Below are 22,724 nucleotides of genomic sequence, written 5' to 3'. Positions count from 1 at the left end.
ATCAATGAGGAAACACCCATGACGTTCTGGCCCGAGGCCGGCATCGGTGGCGCGCTGCGCCGCGAGACTCACTACGACGGCCGGTCGATGCTGTGCTTCTCCGAGCGCCCTGCCCATCTCGCAGCCATGTTCGACGATCTGGTCGCGCGGTTCGGCGACCGTCCGGCGATCGTCGACGACCGCGCGCTCAGCTATCGCGAGCTCGATCTGCTGGTTCGCAAGATTGCGGTGTCGCTGACCGCACTCGGCATTGGCAAAGGCGACCGCGTCGCAATGTTCCTCGGCAATTGCTGGGAGTTCCTGGCGGTGACGCTCGCCTGCAACCGGCTCGGCGTCCTGGTAGTCCCGATTGGCATCCGGCAGCGCCGTGCCGAACTCGAATTCCTGTTGAACAACAGCGGCGCCAAGGTGGTGGTGTTCGAGGCGGGGCTAACTGACGAGATCCCGGCAGCCGCCGAAGTGCCACAGCTCGCGCATCGCTTCGTCGCGCACGGAACCGCCGAGGGCGCGCGGCCGTTCGAGGATCTGCTCGCCGCCGAGCCGGCGAACGCGCCGCTCGCAGAGATGCACGAAGACGATACCGCGGTGATCCTCTACACCTCGGGCACCACCGGCAAACCGAAGGGCGCCGAGCTGACTCATCTCAGCATCCTGCATTCATCCTACGCGTTCGCGCGCGCCCACGAGCTGACTGAACGCGACCGCGGCCTGGTCGCGGTGCCGCTGTCGCATGTGACAGGCCTCGTCGGCGTATCCTATGCAACGATCGCGGCCGGCGGCTGCGTTGTGCTGATGCGGCAGGCGTTCAAAACCGCCGACTTCCTCGCCCTCGCGGCGCGCGAGCGGATCACCTATTCGATCCTGGTGCCGGCGATCTACACACTCGCGGTGATGCATCCGGAGTTCGACAAGCACGATCTGTCGGCCTGGCGGATCGGCTGCTTCGGCGGCGCGCCGATGCCGGTGCCGACCATCGAGATGCTGGCGAAGCGACTGCCGAACCTGCAGCTCCGCAACGCCTACGGCGCGACCGAGACCACCTCGCCGACCACGATCATGCCGCAGGCGTATTGGCGTGATCACATGAACAGCGTCGGCCAGGTGATTCCTTACGCGCATGTCCGCGTGCTCGATGCCGACGACAACGAGGTCGCACCCGGCGAGCCCGGCGAACTCCTGATCGCCGGCCCGATGGTGGTGCCGCGCTATTGGCAGCGGCCGGACGCCAACGCCAAGGAGTTTGTGAACGGCTACTGGCGCAGCGGCGACATCGGCTCGATCGACCAGGACGGCTTCGTCCGGGTATTCGACCGCAAGAAGGACATGATCAACCGCGGCGGCTTCAAGATCTTCTCGGCCGAAGTCGAGAACGTGATCTGCGGGATCGACGGCGTGCTGGAAACCGCCATCATCGGCACGCCCGACCCAGTGCTCGGCGAGCGCGTCAACGCCATTGTGGTGACCAGCGAAGGCGCCAGTCTCAACGAGCGCGACGTCGCCGCCTACTGCGCGGCACGGATGTCGGACTACAAAGTGCCGGAGAGCATCATCATCCGCTCCGAGCCCCTGCCCCGCAATGCCAACGGCAAGATTCAGAAAACGGTGCTGCGCGAGACGATAGCGGACCGGGCGGCGAGTTACGCTCGGTCTTAGTTCGCGAAGCGAACGAGCAGGGCCTCGCATCAATATGAGCCATCATGCGCGGGCTTGACCCGCGCATCCATCTGTTTCGCAAGAAGATGGATGGCCGGGTCGAGCCCGGCCATGACGCAGGTTGTTGTGGTTAGTTTGCCCGCGTGATCCGCACCTGCACGTCGCGCGGCTTCCCCATGTACGGCGCCGAGGTCACCAGCACCTCCGCGCCGGCCTCGGCATAAGCAGCGGCGTTGCCGGCGTTGACGCCGCCGGCGACCGCAACGACCGGGCGCGACGGCCGCACGGCAAGTTGCTGGACCAAGGTCGCGACATCGGCGGGCGCGAATTTTTCGAGCTGCAGCACGTCGAAGCCGGCCTCCGCCGCGGCGAGCGCTGCGTCGATCGACGCCACTTCGGTGATCAGCTTCTTTTCGGGGAGTGTGGCGCGCAGCCGCGTCACCGTCGCCGCCAACGGCTCATTCAGAAAGCCGCGGTGCTCGCCGAACACCAGCACCGTCTCGGACAAGCCGAGCCGATGCATGGTGGCGCCGCCGGCTTTCACGGCGGCGACCGCAAACCGTTTGGTACCCGGCGTGTTCTTGCGGGTGCAGGCGACCGCGATGGCCGGCGACACCGCGCGCGCCGCATCGACGATGTCGCGCGCCGCGGTGGCGACGCCGGACCAGATCTCGATCAGCGTCTGCGCCACCTTCCAGCTGCGCAGCAGGCCCGAGGCGCTGCCGCGCGCGGTCAGGATCGGAGCGCCGGCCGCGAGCCGGCTGCCGGACGAGGCGACCAGTTCAACCTCGCAGCCGCACAGCCGGATGATTGCAGCAGCATCTTCGGCGAGCGCCAGCACCATCGGGTCGCGGGCAGCGAACTGCATCACGCCAGGCGCGGCGCCGATGCCCAGCGCCTCGGTGGTCAAGTCGCCGCACGGCACGTCGTCGTCGAGCAGGCGCTCCAGTTCGGCAGTGGTCGCGGCAGGCATACGGCAGGTCCCCGATATCGTCGTTCGGCGCATTTGACGCGCGGCGTTTCCGGCGCAACATCTCCGCTTCGGACCGTTATGTCCATGACTATACAACGCTGTCAGGTTTGCGACCAAAGCTCGCAGCCAGTCCGGCGGAGCGAAACGATCGACAAATCAACCGCATAGCAAGCGACCGCGGCAGCCATGCAATCGGCACGGCGCTTGCTGAACTAACGACGAGCACACCGACTGGAGGGTGCAGAGATGACGCACAGCAGCGCAGAGGCTCCGCGGATCGCCGCGATCATCTACCGGGCCGACGATGACGTCGACGCGCTGCTGGCAGAGTTCGCATTCGCCCGGCTTGCGGCCGGAGACCGGCTCGGCGGCATCGTGCAGCGGAACCTCAAGGACGCCGCCGGCAGGAAGATCGACATGCAGCTCATCGACCTGATGACCGGCGAGGCGATCGGGATTTCGCAGACGCTCGGCAGCGGCGCAGGATCATGCAAGCTCGACGCCGGCGGCCTCGCCGAGTCCGCGCAAGCCGTGACACGCGCGGTCGCGAGCGACACCGCGCTGGTGGTGATCAACAAATTCTCCAAGCAGGAAGCGACCGGCAAGGGCCTGCGCAACGAATTCGCCGAGGCGATCGTCACCGGACGGCCGCTCCTCACAGCGGTGCCGGAGAAATGCGCCGACGCCTGGCGCGAGTTCATCGGCGACGAGGGCGCGGTGCTGCCGTGCAGCCGCGCGGCGATCGAGAGCTGGTGGGCCGGCATCGCGCCGCGATTGGCGGCACCATCGGCCTGCGGCGCGAACGTCGATGAGCGCGAGCACAAGACGATCTGTTGAGGGAGCTGTCACGATGGCCAAAGTCGTTTTCTACGAGAAGCCCGGCTGCGTCGGCAACGCGCGGCAGAAGGCGCTGCTCACCGCATCCGGCCACGAGCTCGAGGTCCGCAACCTGCTGGCCGAGCCATGGACCCGCGAGACGCTGCGGCCGTTCTTCGGCGACAAGCCGCTGATCGAGTGGTTCAATCAATCGTCGCCGAAAGTGAAAGCCGGCGCGATCGATTTCGCCGCGCTCGGTGTGGAGGCAGCGCTCGCTCTGATGATCGAGGATCCGCTGCTGATCCGCCGCCCGTTGATGCAGTCGGGCGACCGCCGCGAAGTCGGATTCGATCAGGCCACCGTTCACGCCTGGCTCGGGCTGCAGACCGGCGGGCCGCGCGTGTTCGACGGCTGCGCGATGGACGATTGACCGCCGATTACTTCGGTTTCCATCCAACCAGATCGATCAGCGCCGATAGTCCGGCGTGGCCGGCGCCCTCGACGATCTCGCTGTCGTGCTCACGGATGCTGAGATTGTCGAAATCGCCGAACGCCCGCTCCAGCAGTTCGCGGGTGTAGAGGTTTTCCGCGCGGCTCGGACCGCCGGTCTTGTAGGCGAGCTGCTTCGGCCGATAGCCCTCGATCAGCAGCAGACCGCCGGGCTTCAGCGCGTCGCGGATCTGCTGAAAGATCTGCGGGCGCTGCTCCGGTTCGACGAACTGGAAGAAGATGCCGGCGATCACGTCGAATCCGCCCGGCCACTGCCAGCTCAAGAGGTCGATGGTTCGGGTTTCGATCGTGACGCCGCGCTCGGCTGCCAGCTTGTGCGCCTTGGCCTGCGCAGTCGGCGAGAAATCCACCGACAGCACCGACAGTCCGCATTCGGCCAGGAATACGCCGTTGCGGCCCTCACCATCGGCGATCGCCAGCGCCCGCCCCTGCTTCGGCAACAGATCATGGCACGACGCCAGAAATGCGTTCGGCGCAGTGCCGAACAGATAACCGTTCGCGGAAAAACGGCTCTCCCACATGTCGAAATGTTCGGATGCCATGATGCCGGTTCTCCTTCCAACACGCTGCGTTGGTGCGCCAGCTTGGCGGCTGCACGAGCACCGCGCAATGCCCGCCTCCTTGATGCACCATTGGCTGCGCCGCCGCGGTGACATCGTCACAGACCGTCGGCCATTGTTCGAATGTACCTACGCTACGACATGACGCTGACGACGACATCAGCGACGAGGCTCACAACACGAAAGACCGATGGCCATGAGCGTAAAGACGATTTCGCCGATCGAAGCCCACCGCCTCGTGACCGGAGGCCGTGCGGTGCTGGTCGACGTGCGCGAGCGTCACGAGATTGCGCGCGAACATATCGACGGCGCGATCGAGCTGCCGCTGACCGGTTTCAAGCATGGCGATCTCGGCGCGGCGCACGGGCGCAAGGCGATCTTCTTCTGCCACTCGGGCGGACGGACGCGGATGTATGCGGGCCAGATCGACGCCAAGGCGCGCGGCGTATGCGAGCCTTACGTGCTCGGCGGCGGCATTCTGGCGTGGCGCAGGGCCGGCTTTCCGACCGTGCAGGGCCCGAAGCCGCCGAGCCTGTTTCAGCGGTTGTTCGGCCGCAAGCCGGCTGATTGAAGCGACGCCTCTGTCAGGCGTCGACGCTCTGGCGCTGACGGCGTGGCGTGGGCGCAGCTTTCGCGCGCGATGCTGCAGCAGGTTTGTCTTTGTCGCGATCCTTGCGGCAGAAGGTGGCGTGCAGCGCCAGGATCAGGCTGCGGACCTCTTCGCTGGCGAGCGAATAGAACACCTGCTGTCCCTCGCGCCGCGCCTGCACCAGCTTTTCGCTGCGCAGCCGCGCGAGCTGCTGCGAGACCGTCGGTTGCCGTTCGTCGAGCAACTCGGTGAGTTCCGACACCGACTTCTCGCCTTCGGCGAGCTGACACAGCATGATCAGCCGCGACACGTTCGACAGCGTCTTCAGAAACTCGGCCGCCACCACGGCATTTTCGCGTAGCTCGCGGGTATCGACACGCTTCAGCGTCGGAGAGGTCTTTCGGACTCCGCTGGCCGCAGCCATCGAGGGATCTCCGCTCAATTCAAATGGGCGATGAAGACGCGCGCATGAATCCATGCATAGCCATGTTGCAACAGATTGTCAGCCCGCCAAGGTTGCGCCGATGGGCTCCCCCGGTGGGGCGTCGCCCGCCCAGCAGGGCATTGAAGCGGTCGCCGGCCCGGGCTATTGCAGCCGTGGAAACGCTCGAAAAAACAACGATGCAACAACCACAAAGCCGCTTCTTTCAATCCCACGGCCTGCGCCTGCACTATTGGGACTGGGGCAACGCCGCCGCGCCGCCACTGCTGCTGATCCATGGCGGTAAGGACCATGGCCGAAGCTGGGATGTTTTCGCCCGCGCACTGCAGCCGCACTTTCATGTGATCGCGCCGGATCTGCGGGGCCATGGCGATTCGGACTGGGCGCGCGGCGGCAGCTACGCGCTGCCGGAATACGTCTACGACCTGACGCGCCTGCCGCCGCTCGCTGATGCTCAGCCTGCCACCGTGATCGGCCATTCGATGGGCGGCATGATCGCGATGCTGTATGCAGGGACATTCCCGGAAAAGGTGAAACGGCTCGTGGTGCTCGACGGCGTGACGGTCCGCCCCGACGCCAAGATGGCCCCGGTCCACGAGCGGATGATCAAATGGCTCGGGCAGCTCGATCGGCTGGAAGGCCGCGAGCCGCGCCACTACGCGACGATCGTCGATGCCGCAGCGCAGATGCGCGCCCACAACAAACGGCTGACGCCGGACCTTGCGCTGCACCTCGCCACCCATGGGGCCCGCCGCAACGACGACGGCAGCTATTCGTGGAAGTTCGATCCGTATCAGCGCGTCACCGCCCCGCACCGGCTGGCGCCGCAGGAATACGCCGAGCTGTGGGGGCGGATCACCTGCCCGACGCTGCTGTTGTTTGCAGGCGAGAGCTTCATCGATCCGGCCCAAGCGGCCGAAACTTCGCGCTACTTCAAAAACGTTCGCGCCGAGATCGTCGCCGACGCCGGCCACTGGCTGCAGCACGACCGGCCCGACGAGGTGTTGCGGCTCATTGCGGAGTTTGTCGAGCTTTCACCCGCATCCTGAGCACGAACGCCCTCTCCCGTCATTGCGAGGAGCGCAAGCGACGAACCAATCCAGCTCTGTGTACAATGTCTGGATTGCTTCGCTGCGCCCGCAATGGCGGAGAAGGTGATAGCGCTGCTACGGCGCCAGATACTGCAGCAGCCGCGGATCGTTGCGAACTTCATCGGCGGTGCCGGCGAACGCGAGGCGGCCGGGGTCGGGCACCACCTGAGCGCCCGTCCCCTATTGCGCATGCTGCGGCTGCGAACAGCACAGCCGCCCGCAGCGACACGCCGCAAGATACGGCGATCGCAACGGCTATCCTGCACCGCAGAACTGGCCTAGATCAGCGGGCGATACGCCGTACCAAGCGGCCGCCCATTCGAGTGAGGAAACATGGAATACCGATCGCCCTGGATGACCGAAGAGCTGGACACGTTCCGCGACCAGTTTCGCAAATTCCTCGCCAAGGATCTCGCGCCCCACGGTGACAAGTGGCGGAAGCAGAAGATGGTCGATCGCTCGGCCTGGCTGAAGCTCGGCGAAATGGGCGCGCTGCTGCCCAGCGTTCCGGAACAGTACGGCGGGCTCGGCGCCAGCTTCGCCTATGATGCCGCGGTCTATGAGGACATGGAGAAGATCGTCCCGGACGCGCTGTCCGGCGTCACCGTGTCGAGCGGCATCGTGGCGCACTACATCCTCAACTACGGGTCGGAAGAACAGAAGCGGCGTTGGCTACCCGGCATGGCGCGCGGCGAGCTGATCGGCGCGATCGCGATGACCGAGCCCGGCACTGGATCTGACCTGCAGAGCGTGCGCACCACCGCCAAGCTCGACGGCGACGACTACGTCATCAACGGCCAGAAGACCTTCATCACCAACGGCCAGAACTGCGACCTGATCATTGTCGTCGCCCGGACCGGCGGCGCCGGCGCCAAGGGGCTGTCGCTGATCGTGCTGGAGACCAAGGACAACCCCGGTTTCAAGCGCGGCCGCAACCTCGACAAGATCGGCCTACACGCCTCCGACACCTCCGAGCTGTTCTTCGAGAACGCCCGGACGCCGAAGGAGAACCTGCTCGGCGGAGAGGAAGGCAAAGGCTTCGTGCAGCTGATGCAGCAGCTGCCGCAAGAGCGGCTGATCATCGCGATCGGCGCGGTGGCGGCGATGGAGCGCGCGGTCGCGCTGACTTCGGAATACACGCGGGAGCGCAAGGCGTTCGGCCAACCGATCATCGAATTCCAGAACACCGCTTTCACACTCGCCGAACGCAAGACCGAAGCCTTCATCGCGCGTGTGTTCGTCGATTACTGCCTGGTCCAGCTGGTCGCCGGCAATCTCGACGCCGTCACCGCCTCGATGGCGAAATGGTGGACGACGCAAAAGCAGGTCGAGACCGTGGACGAGTGCCTGCAGCTGCACGGCGGCTACGGCTACATGCAGGAATACCCGATCGGCCGGATGTTCATCGACTCGCGCATTCAGAAGATCTACGGCGGCACCAACGAGGTGATGAAGCTGCTGATCGCCCGCTCGCTGTAACACGGCGCGCCGGCGCCACCGTTGCTGGTTCAAGCCAGCGGCGCGGAGGCGCCGGCGGCCGCGTTCAGTCGCCGCTTTCCGACACTTCGCGCTTGAGGCGGCGCGGATCCTGCGGCTGGCTGTCCCAAGGCACCGGCCGCTCCAGCCAGCGCTGGATGAAATTCCACGACCGCCGATAGCCGTTGTGCGGCAGCGTGCAATCGGAGCAATCCTTACGCGTCAGTCCGTTGCGGTCGACGAACGTTTTGTAGGGTCCCGGACACTGATAGGCGCTCAACGGACAATAACAGAACAGGCAGTTGAACTCCCGCTCGACGCCGCGATGACACGGCAGGAACGGGCAGGCTTCGTTGGTGAAGCCCTTGAAGGCCTCGTTGGTGGTGGTGTCTTTCGGCTCCATGACCGTTCCCTCATGCCGCAGCAGGGGACCGCCGGCTCAATCGCAGCGGCGCTGGGCTGGTTCTTGATTTGACGGGTGATGGGCGCAAGGCGGCAGGGAGCATCGACTCCCAACGACCGCTGGCGCGCGGCCTGCCTGCTAAGAGAAATCAGTCATCACTGCTCCGCTCTCGACCCGCCGTCGATCGGTTAGATGCTTCCCGTCTTCGGCCGGTCTCCTGGCTCACGGATATCGCCTGGACCGCCTTCCCGACGCCGAGGACGTCAGTGGCTACATGATCCGGACAGATCCGCCTACAGTTGCGGGGGCAGCTACGGATTAGGTGAAAAACACAGCACCGTATTCCCAGTTTCACCTCGCACGCGAGGCACCGAAGACGTCAAAACCAGAGCACGCGGCAACAGGCCGCGCAAGCAAAAAGGCTTGGGTCCAAACGGCCGGCCTAACCGACCACGCGATTGACCCAGACGATCCGCCAGCCGGAGGATCCCAGCCGATCGATCAACGTCAGCGACAGCGGATCGATCACGAAGCTCAGCGCCGCTTCGGGCGAAGTCCCGAGTGCAATCGCCAGTACGGCGCGAATGGTGCCGGAGTGTACCACCAGCACGACATCGCCACCGGGCAGCCGCGCCAGACCGCGCCGCACCCGTTCGATTTGATCGACAAAGCTCTCGCCACCCGGTGGCGCCAGACGGGCGGCGTCCTGCCAAAAGGCATCGTAGGCTGGGCCGAGTTCGCGCGACAAATCGTCGTGGCGACGTCCGGTCCAGGTCCCGAAATCCTGCTCGCGGAAATCCGGATCGAGATGCGGCTCGAGCCCGAGCGCCGCGGCTGTGTCGCGGGTGCGCTGGCTCGGACTGGCGAAGATCGCAGCATCGCCCGGCAGCTTTTCACGTAGCGCACCGAGCGCCGCGCTGTCGCCGAGGTCGACTGGCGCGTCAGGCGCGTGAATCACGCCCTTCGGTCCATCGACCGGCGCATGCCGGACCAGCCACAGACGGCTGAACTCGCTCATCGGTCATCCTCGCGAACGATCCGGCCGACAGAGCACGCCGGACGCGCACCGCGCAAGCGAAGACGAACACGGCGACCCGGCCCGGAAATTGCAACCTCTGCCGTCCTTCGGAGTTGAAGCTCCCAAGTTCCACTACCTATCAGATGATCTGATCCGAAAGGGCGACATGAAGGATGTCCATCGAGTCCTGATCGACAAGCTGCGGGAGCACTCCCGACTGTCGGCCGATGATCTCATCGCGATTCGCGATCTCAGCTTCACCCTGCGGGAGCTCGAGAGCGGCGAGGATCTGATCCGACAGGGCGAATCGCCGAAAGGCGCCGCGCTGGTCGTTGACGGCATGCTAGGGCGATATCATCTGCAGCGAGACGGCCGCCGCCAATTCTTGTCGTTTCACATGGTCGGTGACTTGCCGGATTCGCAGGGGATCTTCCTCGAGCGGATGGATCATTCGCTCTGCGCGATTGGGCATGCGGTGGCGGCGATCATTCCGCACCGGGAGATCCTGCGGATGTTCGAAGCCCGGCCCGGGCTCGGCTTTGCGATCTGGCGCGAGACCCTTGTGGATGCGGCGATTTTCCGCGAGGCAATCACCAACAATTCGGCCCGGACGATGAAGGCGCGGATGGCGCATCTGTTCTGCGAGCTGTTCTACCGCGCCGAGGTGTCCAAGCTGACCGACGGTAATTCAATGCAGCTCCCGATCAGCCTCGCCCAACTGGGCGATACGCTCGGCATGGCGATCGCCACCGTCAACCGCACGATCTCATTGCTGCGGGCGTCGAAGACGATGGACTTCCGCTATGGGGTGCTGACGATCCGCAACTGGCAGAGCCTCGCCAAGATCGGCGAATTCGATCCCGGCTACCTGCATCTCAAGCGCGCGCCGGCGCGCTGAAGCCTTGGGCCTGTGCCAGGACTACGCCACCGCCGCGTCGTCCGGTTCAGGATAGACTCCACGCAAGACGATGTCGAAATGGTCCTTGATCGCCTCGTTGCAGCGGCAGGCCCGCTGCCGCAGCTTGTCGGCATCATCGACGATCAGCGCGCCGCGCCGCGTGGTCAGGATGCCCTCGTGGCGGAAGGCCTGCAGCACGCGACTGGTGTAGCTGCGGCCGACGCCCATCATCGCCGCGAGCTGTTCATGGGTGAGCGGGACCATCGTGTCGCCGGTCCGGTCCATCGCCGCGGCGATCCACTTCGCGGTGCGCTGCTCGATCGAGTGAATCGCGTTGCACGCGGTCGCCTGAAACATCTGCGCCATCAGGCAATCGGCATAGCGCGCAAACAGGTTCTTGAAGCTCGGCGAGCGATCCTTGGCAGCCTGGATGCTGAGGATCGGCACGCGGACGAACGGCCCTTCGAACTTGACGTTGATCAGGCAATACGCCGGCAGGAAACCTGAGCTGACGATCCCGCCGACCGCGCCCTCGCGCCCGACCAGCACCGTCTCGACGCCGCGGCCGTCGCCGTCGGTCACCTCGTAGGAGACAAGGCTCGGCCCGCACGGAAAGTACGCGCTGCCGACGTGATCGCCCGGGCGATACAGCAGATCGCCGGCGGCCCGGCTCTCGCACCTGAGATGCGGACGAACCAGCTCGAAGTCGGTTGCGCTCAGCGCTCGCAACAAATTGTTGTTGGGCCGGTGGGAAGTGTCGGTCACGCCTGTTCCTCTGTCCACTAGTGAACGGAACAAACAATGCATCGGGGTTAGATTGGTTCCCAGCGTCCAAGCGAGACACGTCGCGAGTGTCTCCAGCCTTAGCCCGGTGGACGGCTGTCGTCAGCTCGCTCCTCCCCACCCCACAAGGCATCCATTGGCTGTTGGCGCTTCCATCCTGTTGACGATCACCTGTGAGCACTGCGCGCCTCCGATCGAGCGCAGAGCGGAGCGCGCTCGATACCCGCTGGGGGCGTCCGATGCCGCGTAAGGTCGATCTCACCTCCTGCGATCGCGAGCCGATCCACATCCCCGGCAGCATTCAGCCGTGCGGCTGCCTGCTGGCCTGCGACGCGCAGGCGGTGCGGATCACGCGCATTTCGGAAAATGCCGGCGCGTTCTTTGGACGCGAAACTCCGCGGGTCGGCGAGCTACTCGCCGATTACTTCGGCGAGACCGAAGCCCACGCGCTGCGCAACGCACTGGCGCAGTCCTCCGATCCAAAGCGGCCGGCGCTGATCTTCGGTTGGCGCGACGGCCTGACCGGCCGCACCTTCGACATCTCGCTGCATCGCCATGACGGTACATCGATCGTCGAATTCGAACCTGCGGCGGCCGATCAGGCCGACAATCCGCTGCGGCTGACGCGGCAGATCATCGCGCGCACCAAAGAGCTGAAGTCACTCGAGGAGATGGCCGCACGGGTACCGCGCTATCTCCAGGCGATGCTCGGCTATCACCGCGTGATGATGTACCGCTTCGCGGACGACGGCTCCGGCAAAGTGATCGGCGAGGCGAAGCGCAGCGACCTCGAGAGCTTTCTCGGTCAGCACTTCCCAGCCTCCGACATCCCACAACAGGCGCGGCTGCTGTACTTGAAGAACGCGATCCGCGTGATCTCGGATTCGCGCGGCATCAGCAGCCGGATCGTGCCCGAGCGCGACGCCTCCGGCGCCGCGCTCGATCTGTCGTTCGCGCACCTGCGCAGCGTCTCGCCGGTCCATCTCGAATATCTGCGGAACATGGGCGTCAGCGCCTCGATGTCGCTGTCGATCATCATTGACGGCACGCTATGGGGATTGATCGCCTGTCATCATTACGAGCCGCGTGCCGTGCCGATGGCGCAGCGCGTCGCCGCCGAAATGTTCGCCGACTTCTTCTCGCTGCACTTCACCGCCGCCCACCACCAACGCCGCTTCCAGTCCTCGCTGCGCACCCGGCGGACACTCGACAGCCTGACCAGCGAGATGTCGTTCGACGCCTCGGTCGACGACTTTCTGCGCGGCAACCTGAAACGCATCGCCGACCTGATCCCGAGCGACGGCGTCGGGCTGTGGATGAACGGGGTCTGGACCGCGCACGGATCGACGCCGCCCGCTGACGCGCTGCCGTCGATCCTGCATCTTCTCACCGGCCGGGCCGGCAACGAGATCGTCGCCACCCACGCCCTCACCGACCGGATCGCGGCGGCGACCGACTATGCCGGCGCCGCAGCCGGCATGCTTGCGATCCCGCTGTCGCAGGTCGCCGGCGACTACTTGCTGTTCTTCCGCAAGGAGCAAGTCCAGACGCTGAATTGGGCGGGCGATCCGAACAAGACCTACGACACCGGCCCGCTCGGCGACCGGCTGACGCCGCGCAAGAGCTTCTCGATCTGGAAAGAGCAAGTCGATGGCCAATCGGTACCATGGAGCCCAGACGATCGCGACACCGCGGCAACCATTCAGGTTGGCTTGCGCGAAGTCCTGCTGAGGCAGAGCGAAATACTCTCGGCTGAGCGCAAGAAGGCGGAGGTACGACAGCGCGTCCTCAACGAAGAACTCAATCATCGCGTCAAGAACATCCTGGCGCTGATCAAATCGCTGGTGAATCAGCCCGCCGGCGACGGCAAATCGCTGGAGGAGTTCGCTTCGGCGCTGCGTGGTCGGATCATGGCGCTGTCGTTTGCGCACGATCAGGTGGTGCGGTCCGACGGCGGCGGCGCGCTGCTCGATCTGATCCAAGCCGAACTGTCGCCCTACCCGGCGAGCCAGATCGCTCTCGAGGGCCCGGATGTCGGCGTCGATGCCCGCGCCTATTCGGTGCTGGCGCTGGTGCTACACGAGCTGGCCACCAATGCGGCGAAATACGGCGCGTTGTCGCGCTCGTCGGGACGCCTCAAGGTCGCCTGGACGGTGCGCGACGACGGCCGCTGCGACATCGAGTGGACCGAGAGCTGCGGCCCGCCGGTCCGGCCACCGACTCGGCAGGGCTTCGGCACGGTGCTGCTCAGCCGCAGCATTCCGTTCGATCTCGGCGGATGGAGCGAAGTCGACTACCTGCCGGGCGGCGTCGTCGCCCGACTCGGTATTCCGGGCCAATTCGTCACCGAGACGCTGCAGCGGCTGTCCAGCGTGCAGGCAAGCGGCCAGAGCACCGACAGCAGCGCGCTGAACATCGCCGACGCATCGATCCTGCTCGTCGAAGATCAACTGGTGATCGCACTGGACGCCGAGGATATGCTCGGCGCAATCGGAGCGAAGTTGGTAACCTCGGTCGCCTCCGCCGAAGAAGCGCTGCAGACAATCGCGCAGCGGCCACCGACGCTGGCAATTCTCGACGTCAATCTCGGTAGCGGCAGTTCGCTTCCGGTGGCCGATGAACTCGAACGCCTCGGCATCCCTTTCATCTTCGCCACCGGCTACGGCGACACGGCAATGATCCCCGAGCGCATGCGCGGCCTGCCGATCGTCCGTAAGCCGTATTCGATCGACTCGCTGCGCGGTGCCCTGTCCGCAATGCTCGACGATAGCGAATGAGCGACGCGCAGGCTCAGCCGATACCGACGCCGAGCAGCCGGTCGGCCAGTTCGCGGTCGGCCCTGAACTCCGCGGCCTGCCCCCGCCAAACGATCCGGCCGCGCTCGACCACCAGCACATCGTCGGCGAAATCGAGAGCGCGCTCGATCTGCTGTTCGACCAGCACCACGGTCATCTCACCCGACTCTGCGAGCTTGATGATCGTCGCCATCAGTTGATCACAGATCACAGGCGCCAAGCCTTCGAGCGGCTCGTCGAGCAGCAGCACACTCGGCTTGCCCAGCAGCGTGCGGGCCAGCGACAGCATCTGCTGCTCACCGCCGGAGAGCTGCATGCCGCCATGGTTGCGACGCTCCGCCAGCCGCGGGAACATCGCATACACGGACTCCAGTTCGGACCGCGGCCGGCCCTTGAGTCCAGTGAACAGGTTTTCCTCGACAGTGAGCGAGCGAAAGACATCGCGCGTCTGCGGCACGTAGCCGAGACCTGCGGCGGCCCGCGCGTAGGTCTTGAGCCCAGTCACCTCGCGCTCGCCGATCCGAACCGTCCCACCCTTGTGGGTGGTCAGCCCCATCAGGGTCGCCAGCAGCGTGGTCTTGCCGACGCCGTTACGGCCGAGCACCGTCAGCCGCCCGCCGGCCGGCACGGCAAAGCCGATGTCGCTCAGAATGCTCACCGAGCCGTAGCCGGCGGACAGGCGCTCGACCTCAAGACGCGCGGCGGGCATCGGCATAGTTTCCCAAATAGGCCGCACGGACGGCGTCGTTTTCCTTCACCTCAGCGGGCGTGCCTTCGAAGATCAGCGCGCCGTTCGCCAGCACCAGCACGCGCTTGGCGAATTTGAACACCAGATCCATGTCGTGCTCGATCATCAGGATCGCGATCTCCGGCGACATCCGCCCGATCGCTTCGAGGATCCGCGGCGACTCGTCGTGCGGCACGCCGGCTGCAGGCTCGTCCAACACCAGCACCCGCGGCTTCATGGCGAGACCGATCGCAAGATCGAGCAGCCGCTGCTGGCCGTAAGCCAGTTTGGTCACCGGCGTGGCCGCCAGATGACCGATGCCGAGCAGGCTGAGCACGCCCTGCCACTCGTCGCGAACATCTGACTTGTCGATCACCGAAGAGAACATCCGCTTGGTCAGGCCGCGGCGCTGCATCACTGCGAGCGCGACGTTCTCGGCCACCGTGAGGCTGGTGAACAGGCGCGTCACCTGAAAGGTGCGCACCAGACCTCCGCGGACGCGCTGGGGGATCGATGCGGTGGTGACGTCCTCGCCGGCGAGAAGGATGCGGCCATCCGACGGCGCCAGATCTCCGGAGAGCTGATTGACCAGCGTGGTCTTGCCGGCGCCGTTCGGCCCGATCAGCGCAACGCGGTCGCCGCTCGACAGCGTGAACGAGACGTCGTCGGTGACGCGCAAGCCGCCGAACGATTTCGACAGACGCTGGACTTCGAGCAAGGTCGTCATCGCGCCGCCCTCGCCTGCCTGAAATCGCCGATCCGCCGGGTCACTTCGTTGACCAGCCCCTTGGGGAAGAACAGCACCACCACGATCAGCAACACACCGACCAGGATCATCCAGTGGAACGGGCTCGCGGTCGAGACGTAGTGGTGAAACAGCTCGAACAGGATCGCACCGATCAACGCGCCCCACAGATTGCCGGCACCGCCGAGGATCAGCATGATCAGCGCTTCGGCCGAGCGCTCGAAGCTGACGCTGTCGAGCCCGACCACGCCGGTGTTGATCGCGGTCAGCGCTCCGCCGAGCCCGGCGACCGCACCGGCCACGCAGTACATCACCACCAGCCGAGGATACACCGAGACGCCGATCATCCGGGTCCGCAGCGTGTCGTCCTTGATGGCACGGCACAGCAGCGCGAACGGCGAGCGGGCGAAGCGAAGCAGCGTCACCATCGTGACCAGCAGCACGATCACCGAGAACACGTAACCGGTGCGGCCGAACATATCGAAGTTGAAGATGCCGAACACCGGGCTCGGCGAGATGCCGGCAAGGCCGTCGCTGCCGCCGGTGATCGACGACAGCTTGTTGGCGAGCGCGGCCACCAGCTGGCCGAACGCGATCGACAGCACGAGCTGGGGCAGGCCGCGGAAACGCGTCACCAAGAGGCCAGAGACGAGCCCAGTGGCGGTACCAGCCAGCGCGCCAATCAACAGCATCAGGATCGGATCGGTAACGCCGGCGAGACAGAAATTCCCGGCCGCATAGGCGCCGACGCCGAACAGCGCGGCATGGCCGAGCGTGGCGACGCCGCAATAGCCGGTGACGAGGTCGAGCGAGATCACCAGGAACGCCAGCCCGATCACGCGGATCAGAAAGGCGAGATCGTCGGGATAGACAAAGTACCCGATCGCCCCGAGCACGGCGATCACCGCGGCAGCGATCAGGTCGTTGCGGAGACCGGCCCAGGCCGAGGGCGCAGCGGTGACGGACAAGGTCGCCATCTTTAGTGCGCCTTTCCGAACAGGCCGTGCGGGAATACGTAAACGATGACGATCACCGCGACATAGAAGAAGAACTCGCCGAACTCCGGCGCCAGATATTTGCCGGTGGTGTCGGCAAGGCCGAGCAACAGCGACGCCGCCATCGCACCGGTGACCGAGCCGGCGCCGCCGACCGAGACCACGACCAGGAACGTCACCATGTAGCGTAGCGCGTAGAACGGCTCGACCGGCAGCAGCTCGGCGCCGACGACGCCGCCAAACGCCGCGAGCCCCACCGCCAGCGCGAAGGTGACCGAATAGACAATTTGGGTGCGAATGCCGAGCGCCTCGGCCATGTCGCCATTGTCGACCGCCGCGCGCAGCCGCACGCCGAACTCGGTCTTCTCGATCAGTAGCCACAGCGCCACCGCGGTGACCACGCCGCAGCCGATCACGAACAGCCGGTGCGCCGGGATCATGCGGAAGCCGAGATCGAACGGCCCCTTCAGCATCTCCGGCAGCGGGATCGGCTTCGAAGTCGGGCCGAAGATGTAGTTGGCGATGCCGACGATGAAGAAGGTGATGCCGATCGTCAGCAGGATCTGGGTCAGTTCGTCGGAGCGGCGATAGATCCGCCGATACAGCAGGAACTCGAACGGGACCGAGATGATGACCGCGCCGATCACCGCGATCAGGATCGCGATCGGATAGGAAACGCCGAGCGAAACCAGCGCGAACGAGGCGAGATAACCGCCGATCATCGTGAATGCGCCGTGTGCGAGATTGACCACGCGCATCAGGCCCATCATGATCGACAGGCCGATCGAGATCGTGAACAGCACCATGCCGTAGGCCAGCGCGTCCGGCAGGATTCCGAGAATCGTCCGCATTACACAGCCGCTGGCGCGAACGCCGCCGATTCCGTTCGATTCAATCCAGCCTTCACAATCTCACTCCCGACTCGACTGGGCGCGCTAACCGTTGAGCGTCATGCGCTTTCTTCACACGGACCGCGATCCGCTTTGTTCGAAAACGCTATAGTCGACCAGAGCCCTCCGCGCCAAGTCACGAACGAAGGCGCGAAGGGCTCAAAGTTTCAGCTTACTGCTTAACCAGTCCCCAGTCCGGCTGATCCTTGAAGGTCTCGATCTCCTTGTTGATCAGCTTACCGTCCTGTTTCTCCACCTCGCGCAGATACACGCTCTGGGTGATGTGGCGGGTGGTCGGATCGATCGACACCGGTCCACGCGGACTGGTCCACTTCATGTCCTTGACGGCGGCAATCGCCTTATCGGGATCCTGCTTGCCGCCGGTCGCCTCGATCATCTTGTAGATCAGGCGGGCACCGTCGTAAGCCGCGACCGAAGTCATGGTGACATCGCCCAGCTTGGCGCCGCCCTTCTGCAGCAGAGCGAGGAACGCCTTGTTCTCGGGCGAGTCGTGCGACACCGCATAGTGGTAGGTCGACAGAATGCCGATGCCGGAATCGCCGATGTTCGGCAGATCGGGCTCGGTGACGACGTCGCCGGTGGACATCAGCTTGACGCCGGCCGCCTTCAGGCCGTTATCGATATAGGCTTTGACGAAGCCGAGCGTCGGCGGACCGGCCGGCAGGAAGGTGAAGATCATGTCGGCGCCGGAATCCTTGATCCGCTGCATGATCGGACCGAAGTCGGTGGTGGCCAGCGGCATCCGGACCGCCTCGACGACGCTGCCGCCTTCGGCCTCGAAGGTCTTCTTGAACGCGGTTTCGGCGTCGATACCCGGACCATAATCGCTGACAGCGATCGCAACCTTCTTGGCGCCCTTCTGCTTGGCGACCTTCGCGGCCGGCACGGTGTTCTGGAACATCGTGAACGAGGTGCGGACGATGTAGGGGCTCTTCTCGGTGATCGAGGAGGTCGCCGCGTTCAGCACCACCATCGGTACCTTGGCTTCCTGAAGCAGCGGCGCAACCGCCATCGCGTTCGGCGTGAAGTACAGGCCGGCGATGTACTGCACCTTCTCCTTGACGATCAGCTCCTGCGCCAATGCCTTGGATTGCGCCGGATTGGGCGAGACCTCATCACGATAGACGAACTCGACGGTGTGGCCGCCGACCTTGTTGCCGTGCTCGGCGACCCAGGCGTCGATGCCCATCTTGAAGTTCTGGCCGAACAGCGCGTACGGCCCCGACATGGTGCCGATCACGCCGACCTTGATGGTATCAGCGTGGGCGCCTGCCGCGACGAACGACAAGGCCGCGGCCGCGCAGACCGATCGAAGTCCCTTCATGTTGTGCTTCCTCTCCTCTGGCTGACGAAATTGGTGCCGCTGACCGCTAGAACATCTCGAAATATTCGCGCTGCTCCCACTCGGTGACTTCCGCCTGGAAGCGCTCGATCTCGGCATTCTTGATAAAGGTATAATAGTCGACGAACTCGTCGCCCAGCGCGGTACGGAAGAACGGATCGTCGCGCAGCGCGAAGATCGCCTCGCGCAGCGATTTCGGCAACAAATCCGCCTTGGTCTCATAAGGCGTATCCGCCGAGGGCCCCGGATCGAGCGCGCGGTCGACACCGTCGAGGCCGGACAGGATCTGCGACGCCATGTACAGATACGGATTGGCGGCCGGCTCGCCGACGCGGTTCTCGATCCGCGTCGCCTTGTCGCCCGCCCCGCCCAACACGCGCAGCATCACACCACGATTATCCCGCCCCCAAATCGCCCGATCCGGCGCCAGCGAATAGGAGCGATAACGCTTGTAGCCGTTGATGGTCGGCGTGGTGAACACCGTCGCGGCCCGCGCGTGCGTCATCAGGCCGGCCAGATAATTCCTGCCGAAATCCGATAGTATGTCGCTGTCCGACATGAAAGCGTTGCTGCCGCCGTCGCGTGCCACGACCGACTGGTGCAGATGCCAGCCCGACGACACCACGTTGGGAATCCGCGGCCGGCACATGAAGGTGGCGTGATAACCGTGCCGACGGCAGATCTGCTTCACGGCAGCGCGGAACAGCACCATCAGATCGGCCGGCAGCAGGCCGACCGTCGGCTGGAAGGTGAATTCGCACTGGCTCGGGCCGAACTCAACCTCGATCGAACGCAGTGGGAGGCCCAGCGCGACGACATCGCGGCGGATCAGTTCGAGCACCGGCTCCATCTGATCGTAGCGCTGCTCGGTCAGATACTGATAGCCGTGCGACAGCAGGCTGACCTCCGGCGGCTCGCCGGGCTGGCCGGCGTGCTCCGGCCGCATCTTGCTGTCCACGACCTTGAAGACGTGAAATTCGACCTCAAGCCCCGCCTTGTAGTCGTAGCCGCGGTCGGCGAGCTTCTGCAGCGCCGCACGATAGATGTTACGGGTGGCGAACTGCACCGGACGGCCGTCGGCGAAGTACAGATCGCACAATACCCAACCGGTGGTCGGCGCCCAGGGCAGTACGCGAAACGTGGTCGGATCGGGCAGCATGACGACGTCGGCGCCGCCCTGCATCTCCGACATGCCGAAGCCGCCGCCGGCCTGAAACACCGGAAACACCGTCTTGTGCGATGTGTCCTTGGCCAGCATCGTGGTGGTGATGGTGGCGCCGTTGTCGAGGCAGTTCAGCGCTTCGGACGCCACCAGCGTCTTGCCGCGCAGGATGCCGTGCTGATCGGGGAACGAGAACCGGATGGTTTCGAGCCCCTGCTCTTCGGCGATGCGGCGGACGCGCGCCGCCGCGTCGATCTGCTCCTCGGACCACAGCCCGTACTTGGCCGCCAGGCTGTCGCCCATTGCGTATCGCTGGTGCACGTTCATTCTGCGGCCGTCAGATGCGGGACCTTGGCGGCGATCTCGGACGGCACCGGTGCCGCCCAGGGCGCACCGCGGCGACGCTTGACGTCGACCTCCATCCAATAGGTCTCCCAGCCGCGGCTCGGGCCGATGCCGTCCATCGTGGCCGGTCCCTGGATCGCGCGCGCCGCGGCCTCGTCGAGCGCCAGCAACGGCTTGCCACCGGAGGCGGCCTTCTCGATTTCCTGACGCAGCAGCCGGCGATACTGGATGATCGCCTTGTCGGACTGGCCGAGATGCTCGCGGGTGCGATCCTGAATCGCGCCCATCGACTCCACCGCCCACTGATCGTGGACGTTGATGTCCAGCCCCATGCCGGTGTAGGTCGCGGTCGCCTGCTCGTGCGGATCGAAGCCGTAATCGTTGGTCTTGTTGCGGCGAGACTTGTAGTCCGGCAACTCGTAGAGCTCTAGGCGCTGGTCGCGCATCTTCACCTTGTCGACCGGCGCGGCATAGCTGGTGAAGATCGCGTACCAATAGCAGTGGGTGTCGTCGACTGGGACGTGCCACTGCGTGATCGTCATCTCGGTGCTCATCGGGATGACGAAGCCGTGGGGGAACAGCTGATTGGTGACGCGAACATGGGTGCGTTCGTCGTCGATCTCGCGTAGCGCGATCAGCCGCAAGCCGTATTCGGTGTGCTCGACATTGATGATCGGCCGATCGTATTCGCGCAGCACCTTGGTCATCGGCAGATCGCTGCCGGCCGAGGCACCGCGGAATTGCTTGCCGTAGGCCTGCGAGGTGTCCTCATCCTCGAAGAAGCGGTGCAGGAACGAGGCGTGCGCCGGATCGATGCCAACCTCGAGCGCCTGCAGCCAGTTGCATTCCATCAGGCCCTTGAACGCGAACACATGGGTGTCGGGGGCGATGAAGCAATCGATCTCCGGAAACGCCGGCGGTTCGCCAGCGCCGAGATAGGCCCACAGGATGCCGCCCTTGGCGACCACCGGAAACGCGCGCTGCTTGATGTTCTTGCACAGCGGCGAGCCGGCAGGCTCGGCGGGGGTGTCGATGCAGTTGCCGTCGACGTCGAACAGCCAACCGTGGAAGGCGCAGCGCAGGCCGCCGTTCTCCAGCCGCCCGAACGCGAGATCGGCGCCGCGGTGCGGACAGTCGCGATCGATCAGGCCGTAGCGGCCGGTCTCGTCCTTGAACAGCACGAGGTCTTCGCCGAGCAATCGCACCGGCTTGATCGGCCGCTCGCCTTCGAGCTCGTCGACGAGCGCGGCCGGCTGCCAATAGGCGCGCATCAGCTTGCCGCACGGCGTCCCCGGCCCGACCCGGGTGATCAGATCGTTCTGTTCCTGGCTCATCATGGCGTTGGCCTCCTTCGCGCAGCCTCGGCGGGCCGCTTGTTGTGAGCGCAGGAGCGATCGCGGGTCAGCGAGCGCAGCAACTGGCCGGTGCCATAGCCGCTCGAATTGATCCTGACCATCATTCGCCCTGCGCAGCAAAAAGTTCGATAGACGAACATTCGTTCGTTTAGAATGAAACTGCCTCTAAAGAGCATTTCACGCAAGAGCAAATTCTCCGCGATTGCTGCCTAGCAGGATGGCAGACGCCTAAGCCGCGAGCGAACTTGTGTTCGTTGAACGAACAATCGTATAGCTCAGCGCTCAAACGTCGCGGCGCCTGCCACTCAACGCTCCGCCTCATTCCCACACCGAAGTACCTGCATGCCCAAACTGAAACGAACCGCCGACGACGGCCCGAGCGAGAGCGCCGAGTTCATCGAAAGCCTGTCGCGCGGCCTGCGGGTGATCGAAGCCTTCGGCGCCGAGAAGCGGCCGATGACGCTGAGCGATGTCGCCAAGGCGTGCGGCCTGCCACGCGCGACGGCGCGGCGTATCCTGTTGACGCTGCAAAGCGCCGGCTATGTCAGCAGCGACGACCGGCTGTTCGCCCTGACGCCGCGCGTCCTGGGTCTCGCATCGGCGTATCTGGCGTCCAATCAGATCAGCGCGGTCCTGCAACCGCTGATGGATCGGGTGTCGGCGAGCGCCAAGGAAGTCTGCTCGCTGGCGATCCTCGACGGCGACGACGCCGTGTTCGTGGCGCGCGCCAGCCCGGCGCGGGTGTTCTCGGCCGGGATCGATCTCGGCTATCGGCTGCCGCTGTTCTGTACGTCAGTCGGCCGGGTGCTGCTCAGCCGGCTCGACAACAACGAACTGACGGCGACGATCAACGCCATGACACTGACCAAGCAGACCGAAGACACCATCACCGACAAGCAGACGGTGATCGCCACCATCATTGCCGACCGCACCAAGGGTTACTCGCTGGTCGATCGTGAAGCCGAGCCCGGCTTCCGTTCGGTCGCGGTGCCGATCCGCCGCTATGACGGCACCATCGTCGCCGCCGCCAATATCGGTGCTCATGTCGATCGCATCACCACCGGCGAGATGATCGACCGCTTCCTGCCGCTGCTGCAGACGATGGCTGAAGAGGCCAGGCCGCTGATGATGTGAG

Annotated in this window: 22 protein-coding genes and 1 riboswitch; of the genes, 9 read left to right on the top strand and 13 right to left on the bottom strand. The window is 65.1% G+C overall.

The window, feature by feature from the left end; translation table 11 throughout:
* The first annotated feature begins 18 nt into the window (after window positions 1-18).
* On the top strand, window positions 19-1,653 hold the full coding sequence (locus HZF03_RS05070; RefSeq protein WP_119019290.1) for a class I adenylate-forming enzyme family protein: 1,635 nt from the start codon (window positions 19-21) through the stop codon (window positions 1,651-1,653).
* 130 nt (window positions 1,654-1,783) lie between these two features.
* On the opposite strand, the gene modD is transcribed toward HZF03_RS05070, so the two are convergent.
* Window positions 1,784-2,626: a ModD protein gene (gene modD, locus HZF03_RS05065; RefSeq protein WP_119019289.1), complete on the bottom strand. Its 843-nt coding sequence runs from the start codon at window positions 2,624-2,626 to the stop codon at window positions 1,784-1,786.
* Between the two features lie 246 nt (window positions 2,627-2,872).
* Between modD and HZF03_RS05060 the strand changes: the two genes are divergently transcribed.
* Both HZF03_RS05060 and HZF03_RS05055 read left to right on the top strand, forming a co-directional pair.
* Window positions 2,873-3,463, top strand: a complete 591-nt coding sequence (locus HZF03_RS05060; protein ID WP_119019288.1) for a DUF2478 domain-containing protein — start codon at window positions 2,873-2,875, stop codon at window positions 3,461-3,463.
* Between the two features lie 13 nt (window positions 3,464-3,476).
* Window positions 3,477-3,872 carry an ArsC/Spx/MgsR family protein gene (locus HZF03_RS05055; RefSeq protein ID WP_011156533.1) on the top strand — a complete coding sequence of 132 codons (396 nt, stop codon included), beginning with the start codon at window positions 3,477-3,479 and terminating at the stop codon, window positions 3,870-3,872.
* A 7-nt stretch (window positions 3,873-3,879) separates the two neighbouring features.
* Here HZF03_RS05055 and HZF03_RS05050 read toward each other — a convergent pair whose 3' ends face one another.
* The gene (locus HZF03_RS05050; RefSeq protein ID WP_119019287.1) at window positions 3,880-4,494 is read right to left on the bottom strand and encodes an SAM-dependent methyltransferase; all 615 of its coding nucleotides are present in this window, start codon (window positions 4,492-4,494) and stop codon (window positions 3,880-3,882) included.
* Between the two features lie 208 nt (window positions 4,495-4,702).
* Here HZF03_RS05050 and HZF03_RS05045 point away from each other — a divergent pair, with 208 nt between their 5' ends.
* On the top strand, window positions 4,703-5,083 hold the full coding sequence (locus HZF03_RS05045) for a rhodanese-like domain-containing protein (protein ID WP_011156531.1): 381 nt from the start codon (window positions 4,703-4,705) through the stop codon (window positions 5,081-5,083).
* A gap of 13 nt (window positions 5,084-5,096) precedes the next feature.
* Here the strand turns inward: HZF03_RS05045 and HZF03_RS05040 are convergent, their stop codons facing one another.
* Window positions 5,097-5,525: an ArsR/SmtB family transcription factor gene (locus tag HZF03_RS05040; protein WP_011156530.1), complete on the bottom strand. Its 429-nt coding sequence runs from the start codon at window positions 5,523-5,525 to the stop codon at window positions 5,097-5,099.
* A 197-nt stretch (window positions 5,526-5,722) separates the two neighbouring features.
* Between HZF03_RS05040 and HZF03_RS05035 the strand changes: the two genes are divergently transcribed.
* Together HZF03_RS05035 and HZF03_RS05025 are read left to right on the top strand one after the other, a co-directional pair.
* Entirely contained in the window at window positions 5,723-6,592 is an 870-nt protein-coding gene (locus HZF03_RS05035; protein WP_119019286.1) for an alpha/beta fold hydrolase, read from the top strand.
* A 375-nt stretch (window positions 6,593-6,967) separates the two neighbouring features.
* Window positions 6,968-8,113, top strand: coding sequence for an acyl-CoA dehydrogenase family protein (locus HZF03_RS05025; RefSeq protein WP_119019285.1), 1,146 nt, complete (start codon window positions 6,968-6,970; stop codon window positions 8,111-8,113).
* Window positions 8,114-8,177: 64 nt separating this feature from the next.
* Here the strand turns inward: HZF03_RS05025 and HZF03_RS05020 are convergent, their stop codons facing one another.
* Both HZF03_RS05020 and HZF03_RS05015 read right to left on the bottom strand, forming a co-directional pair.
* Complete coding sequence (locus tag HZF03_RS05020) at window positions 8,178-8,513, bottom strand: cysteine-rich small domain-containing protein (RefSeq protein WP_011156527.1); 336 nt, start codon at window positions 8,511-8,513, stop codon at window positions 8,178-8,180.
* Window positions 8,514-8,703: 190 nt separating this feature from the next.
* Window positions 8,704-8,903, bottom strand: a riboswitch (cobalamin riboswitch).
* A gap of 52 nt (window positions 8,904-8,955) precedes the next feature.
* Complete coding sequence (locus tag HZF03_RS05015; protein WP_119019284.1) at window positions 8,956-9,531, bottom strand: histidine phosphatase family protein; 576 nt, start codon at window positions 9,529-9,531, stop codon at window positions 8,956-8,958.
* Window positions 9,532-9,697: 166 nt separating this feature from the next.
* On the opposite strand from HZF03_RS05015, the gene HZF03_RS05010 reads away from it, so the two are divergent.
* Window positions 9,698-10,429 carry a Crp/Fnr family transcriptional regulator gene (locus HZF03_RS05010; RefSeq protein WP_011156525.1) on the top strand — a complete coding sequence of 244 codons (732 nt, stop codon included), beginning with the start codon at window positions 9,698-9,700 and terminating at the stop codon, window positions 10,427-10,429.
* A 21-nt stretch (window positions 10,430-10,450) separates the two neighbouring features.
* Here the strand turns inward: HZF03_RS05010 and HZF03_RS05005 are convergent, their stop codons facing one another.
* Window positions 10,451-11,236, bottom strand: coding sequence for a Crp/Fnr family transcriptional regulator (locus HZF03_RS05005; protein WP_119019283.1), 786 nt, complete (start codon window positions 11,234-11,236; stop codon window positions 10,451-10,453).
* 215 nt (window positions 11,237-11,451) lie between these two features.
* On the opposite strand from HZF03_RS05005, the gene HZF03_RS05000 reads away from it, so the two are divergent.
* Window positions 11,452-13,989, top strand: a complete 2,538-nt coding sequence (locus tag HZF03_RS05000) for an HWE histidine kinase domain-containing protein (protein ID WP_119019282.1) — start codon at window positions 11,452-11,454, stop codon at window positions 13,987-13,989.
* A gap of 13 nt (window positions 13,990-14,002) precedes the next feature.
* Here the strand turns inward: HZF03_RS05000 and HZF03_RS04995 are convergent, their stop codons facing one another.
* The 7 genes from HZF03_RS04995 to HZF03_RS04965 all read right to left on the bottom strand — a co-directional run bounded on the left by HZF03_RS04995 (window position 14,003) and on the right by HZF03_RS04965 (window position 21,571).
* Window positions 14,003-14,716: an ABC transporter ATP-binding protein gene (locus HZF03_RS04995; RefSeq protein WP_119019322.1), complete on the bottom strand. Its 714-nt coding sequence runs from the start codon at window positions 14,714-14,716 to the stop codon at window positions 14,003-14,005.
* Window positions 14,697-15,461, bottom strand: a complete 765-nt coding sequence (locus tag HZF03_RS04990; protein ID WP_119019281.1) for an ABC transporter ATP-binding protein — start codon at window positions 15,459-15,461, stop codon at window positions 14,697-14,699. The genes HZF03_RS04995 and HZF03_RS04990 overlap by 20 nt, the downstream gene beginning before the upstream one ends.
* Complete coding sequence (locus HZF03_RS04985; RefSeq protein WP_012494729.1) at window positions 15,458-16,456, bottom strand: branched-chain amino acid ABC transporter permease; 999 nt, start codon at window positions 16,454-16,456, stop codon at window positions 15,458-15,460. The genes HZF03_RS04990 and HZF03_RS04985 overlap by 4 nt, the downstream gene beginning before the upstream one ends.
* 2 nt (window positions 16,457-16,458) lie before the next feature.
* Window positions 16,459-17,325 carry a branched-chain amino acid ABC transporter permease gene (locus HZF03_RS04980; RefSeq protein WP_119019280.1) on the bottom strand — a complete coding sequence of 289 codons (867 nt, stop codon included), beginning with the start codon at window positions 17,323-17,325 and terminating at the stop codon, window positions 16,459-16,461.
* Window positions 17,326-17,536: 211 nt separating this feature from the next.
* Window positions 17,537-18,709: an ABC transporter substrate-binding protein gene (locus HZF03_RS04975; RefSeq protein WP_119019279.1), complete on the bottom strand. Its 1,173-nt coding sequence runs from the start codon at window positions 18,707-18,709 to the stop codon at window positions 17,537-17,539.
* A 46-nt stretch (window positions 18,710-18,755) separates the two neighbouring features.
* Entirely contained in the window at window positions 18,756-20,216 is a 1,461-nt protein-coding gene (locus HZF03_RS04970) for a glutamine synthetase family protein (RefSeq protein WP_119019278.1), read from the bottom strand.
* A complete protein-coding gene (locus tag HZF03_RS04965) occupies window positions 20,213-21,571 on the bottom strand; it encodes an aromatic ring-hydroxylating dioxygenase subunit alpha (protein ID WP_119019277.1) in 1,359 nt (452 codons plus the stop codon). Before HZF03_RS04965 ends, HZF03_RS04970 begins: the two co-directional genes overlap by 4 nt.
* A gap of 360 nt (window positions 21,572-21,931) precedes the next feature.
* Here HZF03_RS04965 and HZF03_RS04960 point away from each other — a divergent pair, with 360 nt between their 5' ends.
* Window positions 21,932-22,723 carry an IclR family transcriptional regulator gene (locus tag HZF03_RS04960; RefSeq protein WP_119019276.1) on the top strand — a complete coding sequence of 264 codons (792 nt, stop codon included), beginning with the start codon at window positions 21,932-21,934 and terminating at the stop codon, window positions 22,721-22,723.
* Window position 22,724: the final 1 nt, after the last annotated feature.

The organism is Rhodopseudomonas palustris, assembly GCF_013415845.1.
GTDB lineage: Bacteria > Pseudomonadota > Alphaproteobacteria > Rhizobiales > Xanthobacteraceae > Rhodopseudomonas > Rhodopseudomonas palustris_F.
Note: the sequence above shows the minus strand (reverse complement) of the source record. Positions and strands in the feature narration are given on the sequence as shown.

Bases quoted from the DNA above. Each gene is read 5' to 3' on its own strand.
- HZF03_RS05015 (WP_119019284.1), bottom strand. From the start codon at position 9,531: ATGAGCGAGTTCAGCCGTCTGTGGCTGGTCCGGCATGCGCCGGTCGAT.
- HZF03_RS05010 (WP_011156525.1), top strand. From the start codon at position 9,698: ATGAAGGATGTCCATCGAGTCCTGATCGACAAGCTGCGGGAGCACTCC.
- HZF03_RS05035 (WP_119019286.1), top strand. From the start codon at position 5,723: ATGCAACAACCACAAAGCCGCTTCTTTCAATCCCACGGCCTGCGCCTG.
- HZF03_RS04985 (WP_012494729.1), bottom strand. From the start codon at position 16,456: ATGGCGACCTTGTCCGTCACCGCTGCGCCCTCGGCCTGGGCCGGTCTC.
- HZF03_RS05005 (WP_119019283.1), bottom strand. From the start codon at position 11,236: ATGCATTGTTTGTTCCGTTCACTAGTGGACAGAGGAACAGGCGTGACC.
- HZF03_RS04995 (WP_119019322.1), bottom strand. From the start codon at position 14,716: ATGCCCGCCGCGCGTCTTGAGGTCGAGCGCCTGTCCGCCGGCTACGGC.
- HZF03_RS05050 (WP_119019287.1), bottom strand. From the start codon at position 4,494: ATGGCATCCGAACATTTCGACATGTGGGAGAGCCGTTTTTCCGCGAAC.
- HZF03_RS04960 (WP_119019276.1), top strand. From the start codon at position 21,932: ATGCCCAAACTGAAACGAACCGCCGACGACGGCCCGAGCGAGAGCGCC.
- HZF03_RS05025 (WP_119019285.1), top strand. From the start codon at position 6,968: ATGGAATACCGATCGCCCTGGATGACCGAAGAGCTGGACACGTTCCGC.
- HZF03_RS04980 (WP_119019280.1), bottom strand. From the start codon at position 17,325: ATGCGGACGATTCTCGGAATCCTGCCGGACGCGCTGGCCTACGGCATG.
- HZF03_RS05020 (WP_011156527.1), bottom strand. From the start codon at position 8,513: ATGGAGCCGAAAGACACCACCACCAACGAGGCCTTCAAGGGCTTCACC.
- HZF03_RS04965 (WP_119019277.1), bottom strand. From the start codon at position 21,571: ATGATGAGCCAGGAACAGAACGATCTGATCACCCGGGTCGGGCCGGGG.
- HZF03_RS05045 (WP_011156531.1), top strand. From the start codon at position 4,703: ATGGCCATGAGCGTAAAGACGATTTCGCCGATCGAAGCCCACCGCCTC.
- HZF03_RS05055 (WP_011156533.1), top strand. From the start codon at position 3,477: ATGGCCAAAGTCGTTTTCTACGAGAAGCCCGGCTGCGTCGGCAACGCG.
- HZF03_RS04990 (WP_119019281.1), bottom strand. From the start codon at position 15,461: ATGACGACCTTGCTCGAAGTCCAGCGTCTGTCGAAATCGTTCGGCGGC.
- modD (WP_119019289.1), bottom strand. From the start codon at position 2,626: ATGCCTGCCGCGACCACTGCCGAACTGGAGCGCCTGCTCGACGACGAC.
- HZF03_RS05000 (WP_119019282.1), top strand. From the start codon at position 11,452: ATGCCGCGTAAGGTCGATCTCACCTCCTGCGATCGCGAGCCGATCCAC.
- HZF03_RS04975 (WP_119019279.1), bottom strand. From the start codon at position 18,709: ATGAAGGGACTTCGATCGGTCTGCGCGGCCGCGGCCTTGTCGTTCGTC.
- HZF03_RS05070 (WP_119019290.1), top strand. From the start codon at position 19: ATGACGTTCTGGCCCGAGGCCGGCATCGGTGGCGCGCTGCGCCGCGAG.
- HZF03_RS05040 (WP_011156530.1), bottom strand. From the start codon at position 5,525: ATGGCTGCGGCCAGCGGAGTCCGAAAGACCTCTCCGACGCTGAAGCGT.
- HZF03_RS05060 (WP_119019288.1), top strand. From the start codon at position 2,873: ATGACGCACAGCAGCGCAGAGGCTCCGCGGATCGCCGCGATCATCTAC.
- HZF03_RS04970 (WP_119019278.1), bottom strand. From the start codon at position 20,216: ATGAACGTGCACCAGCGATACGCAATGGGCGACAGCCTGGCGGCCAAG.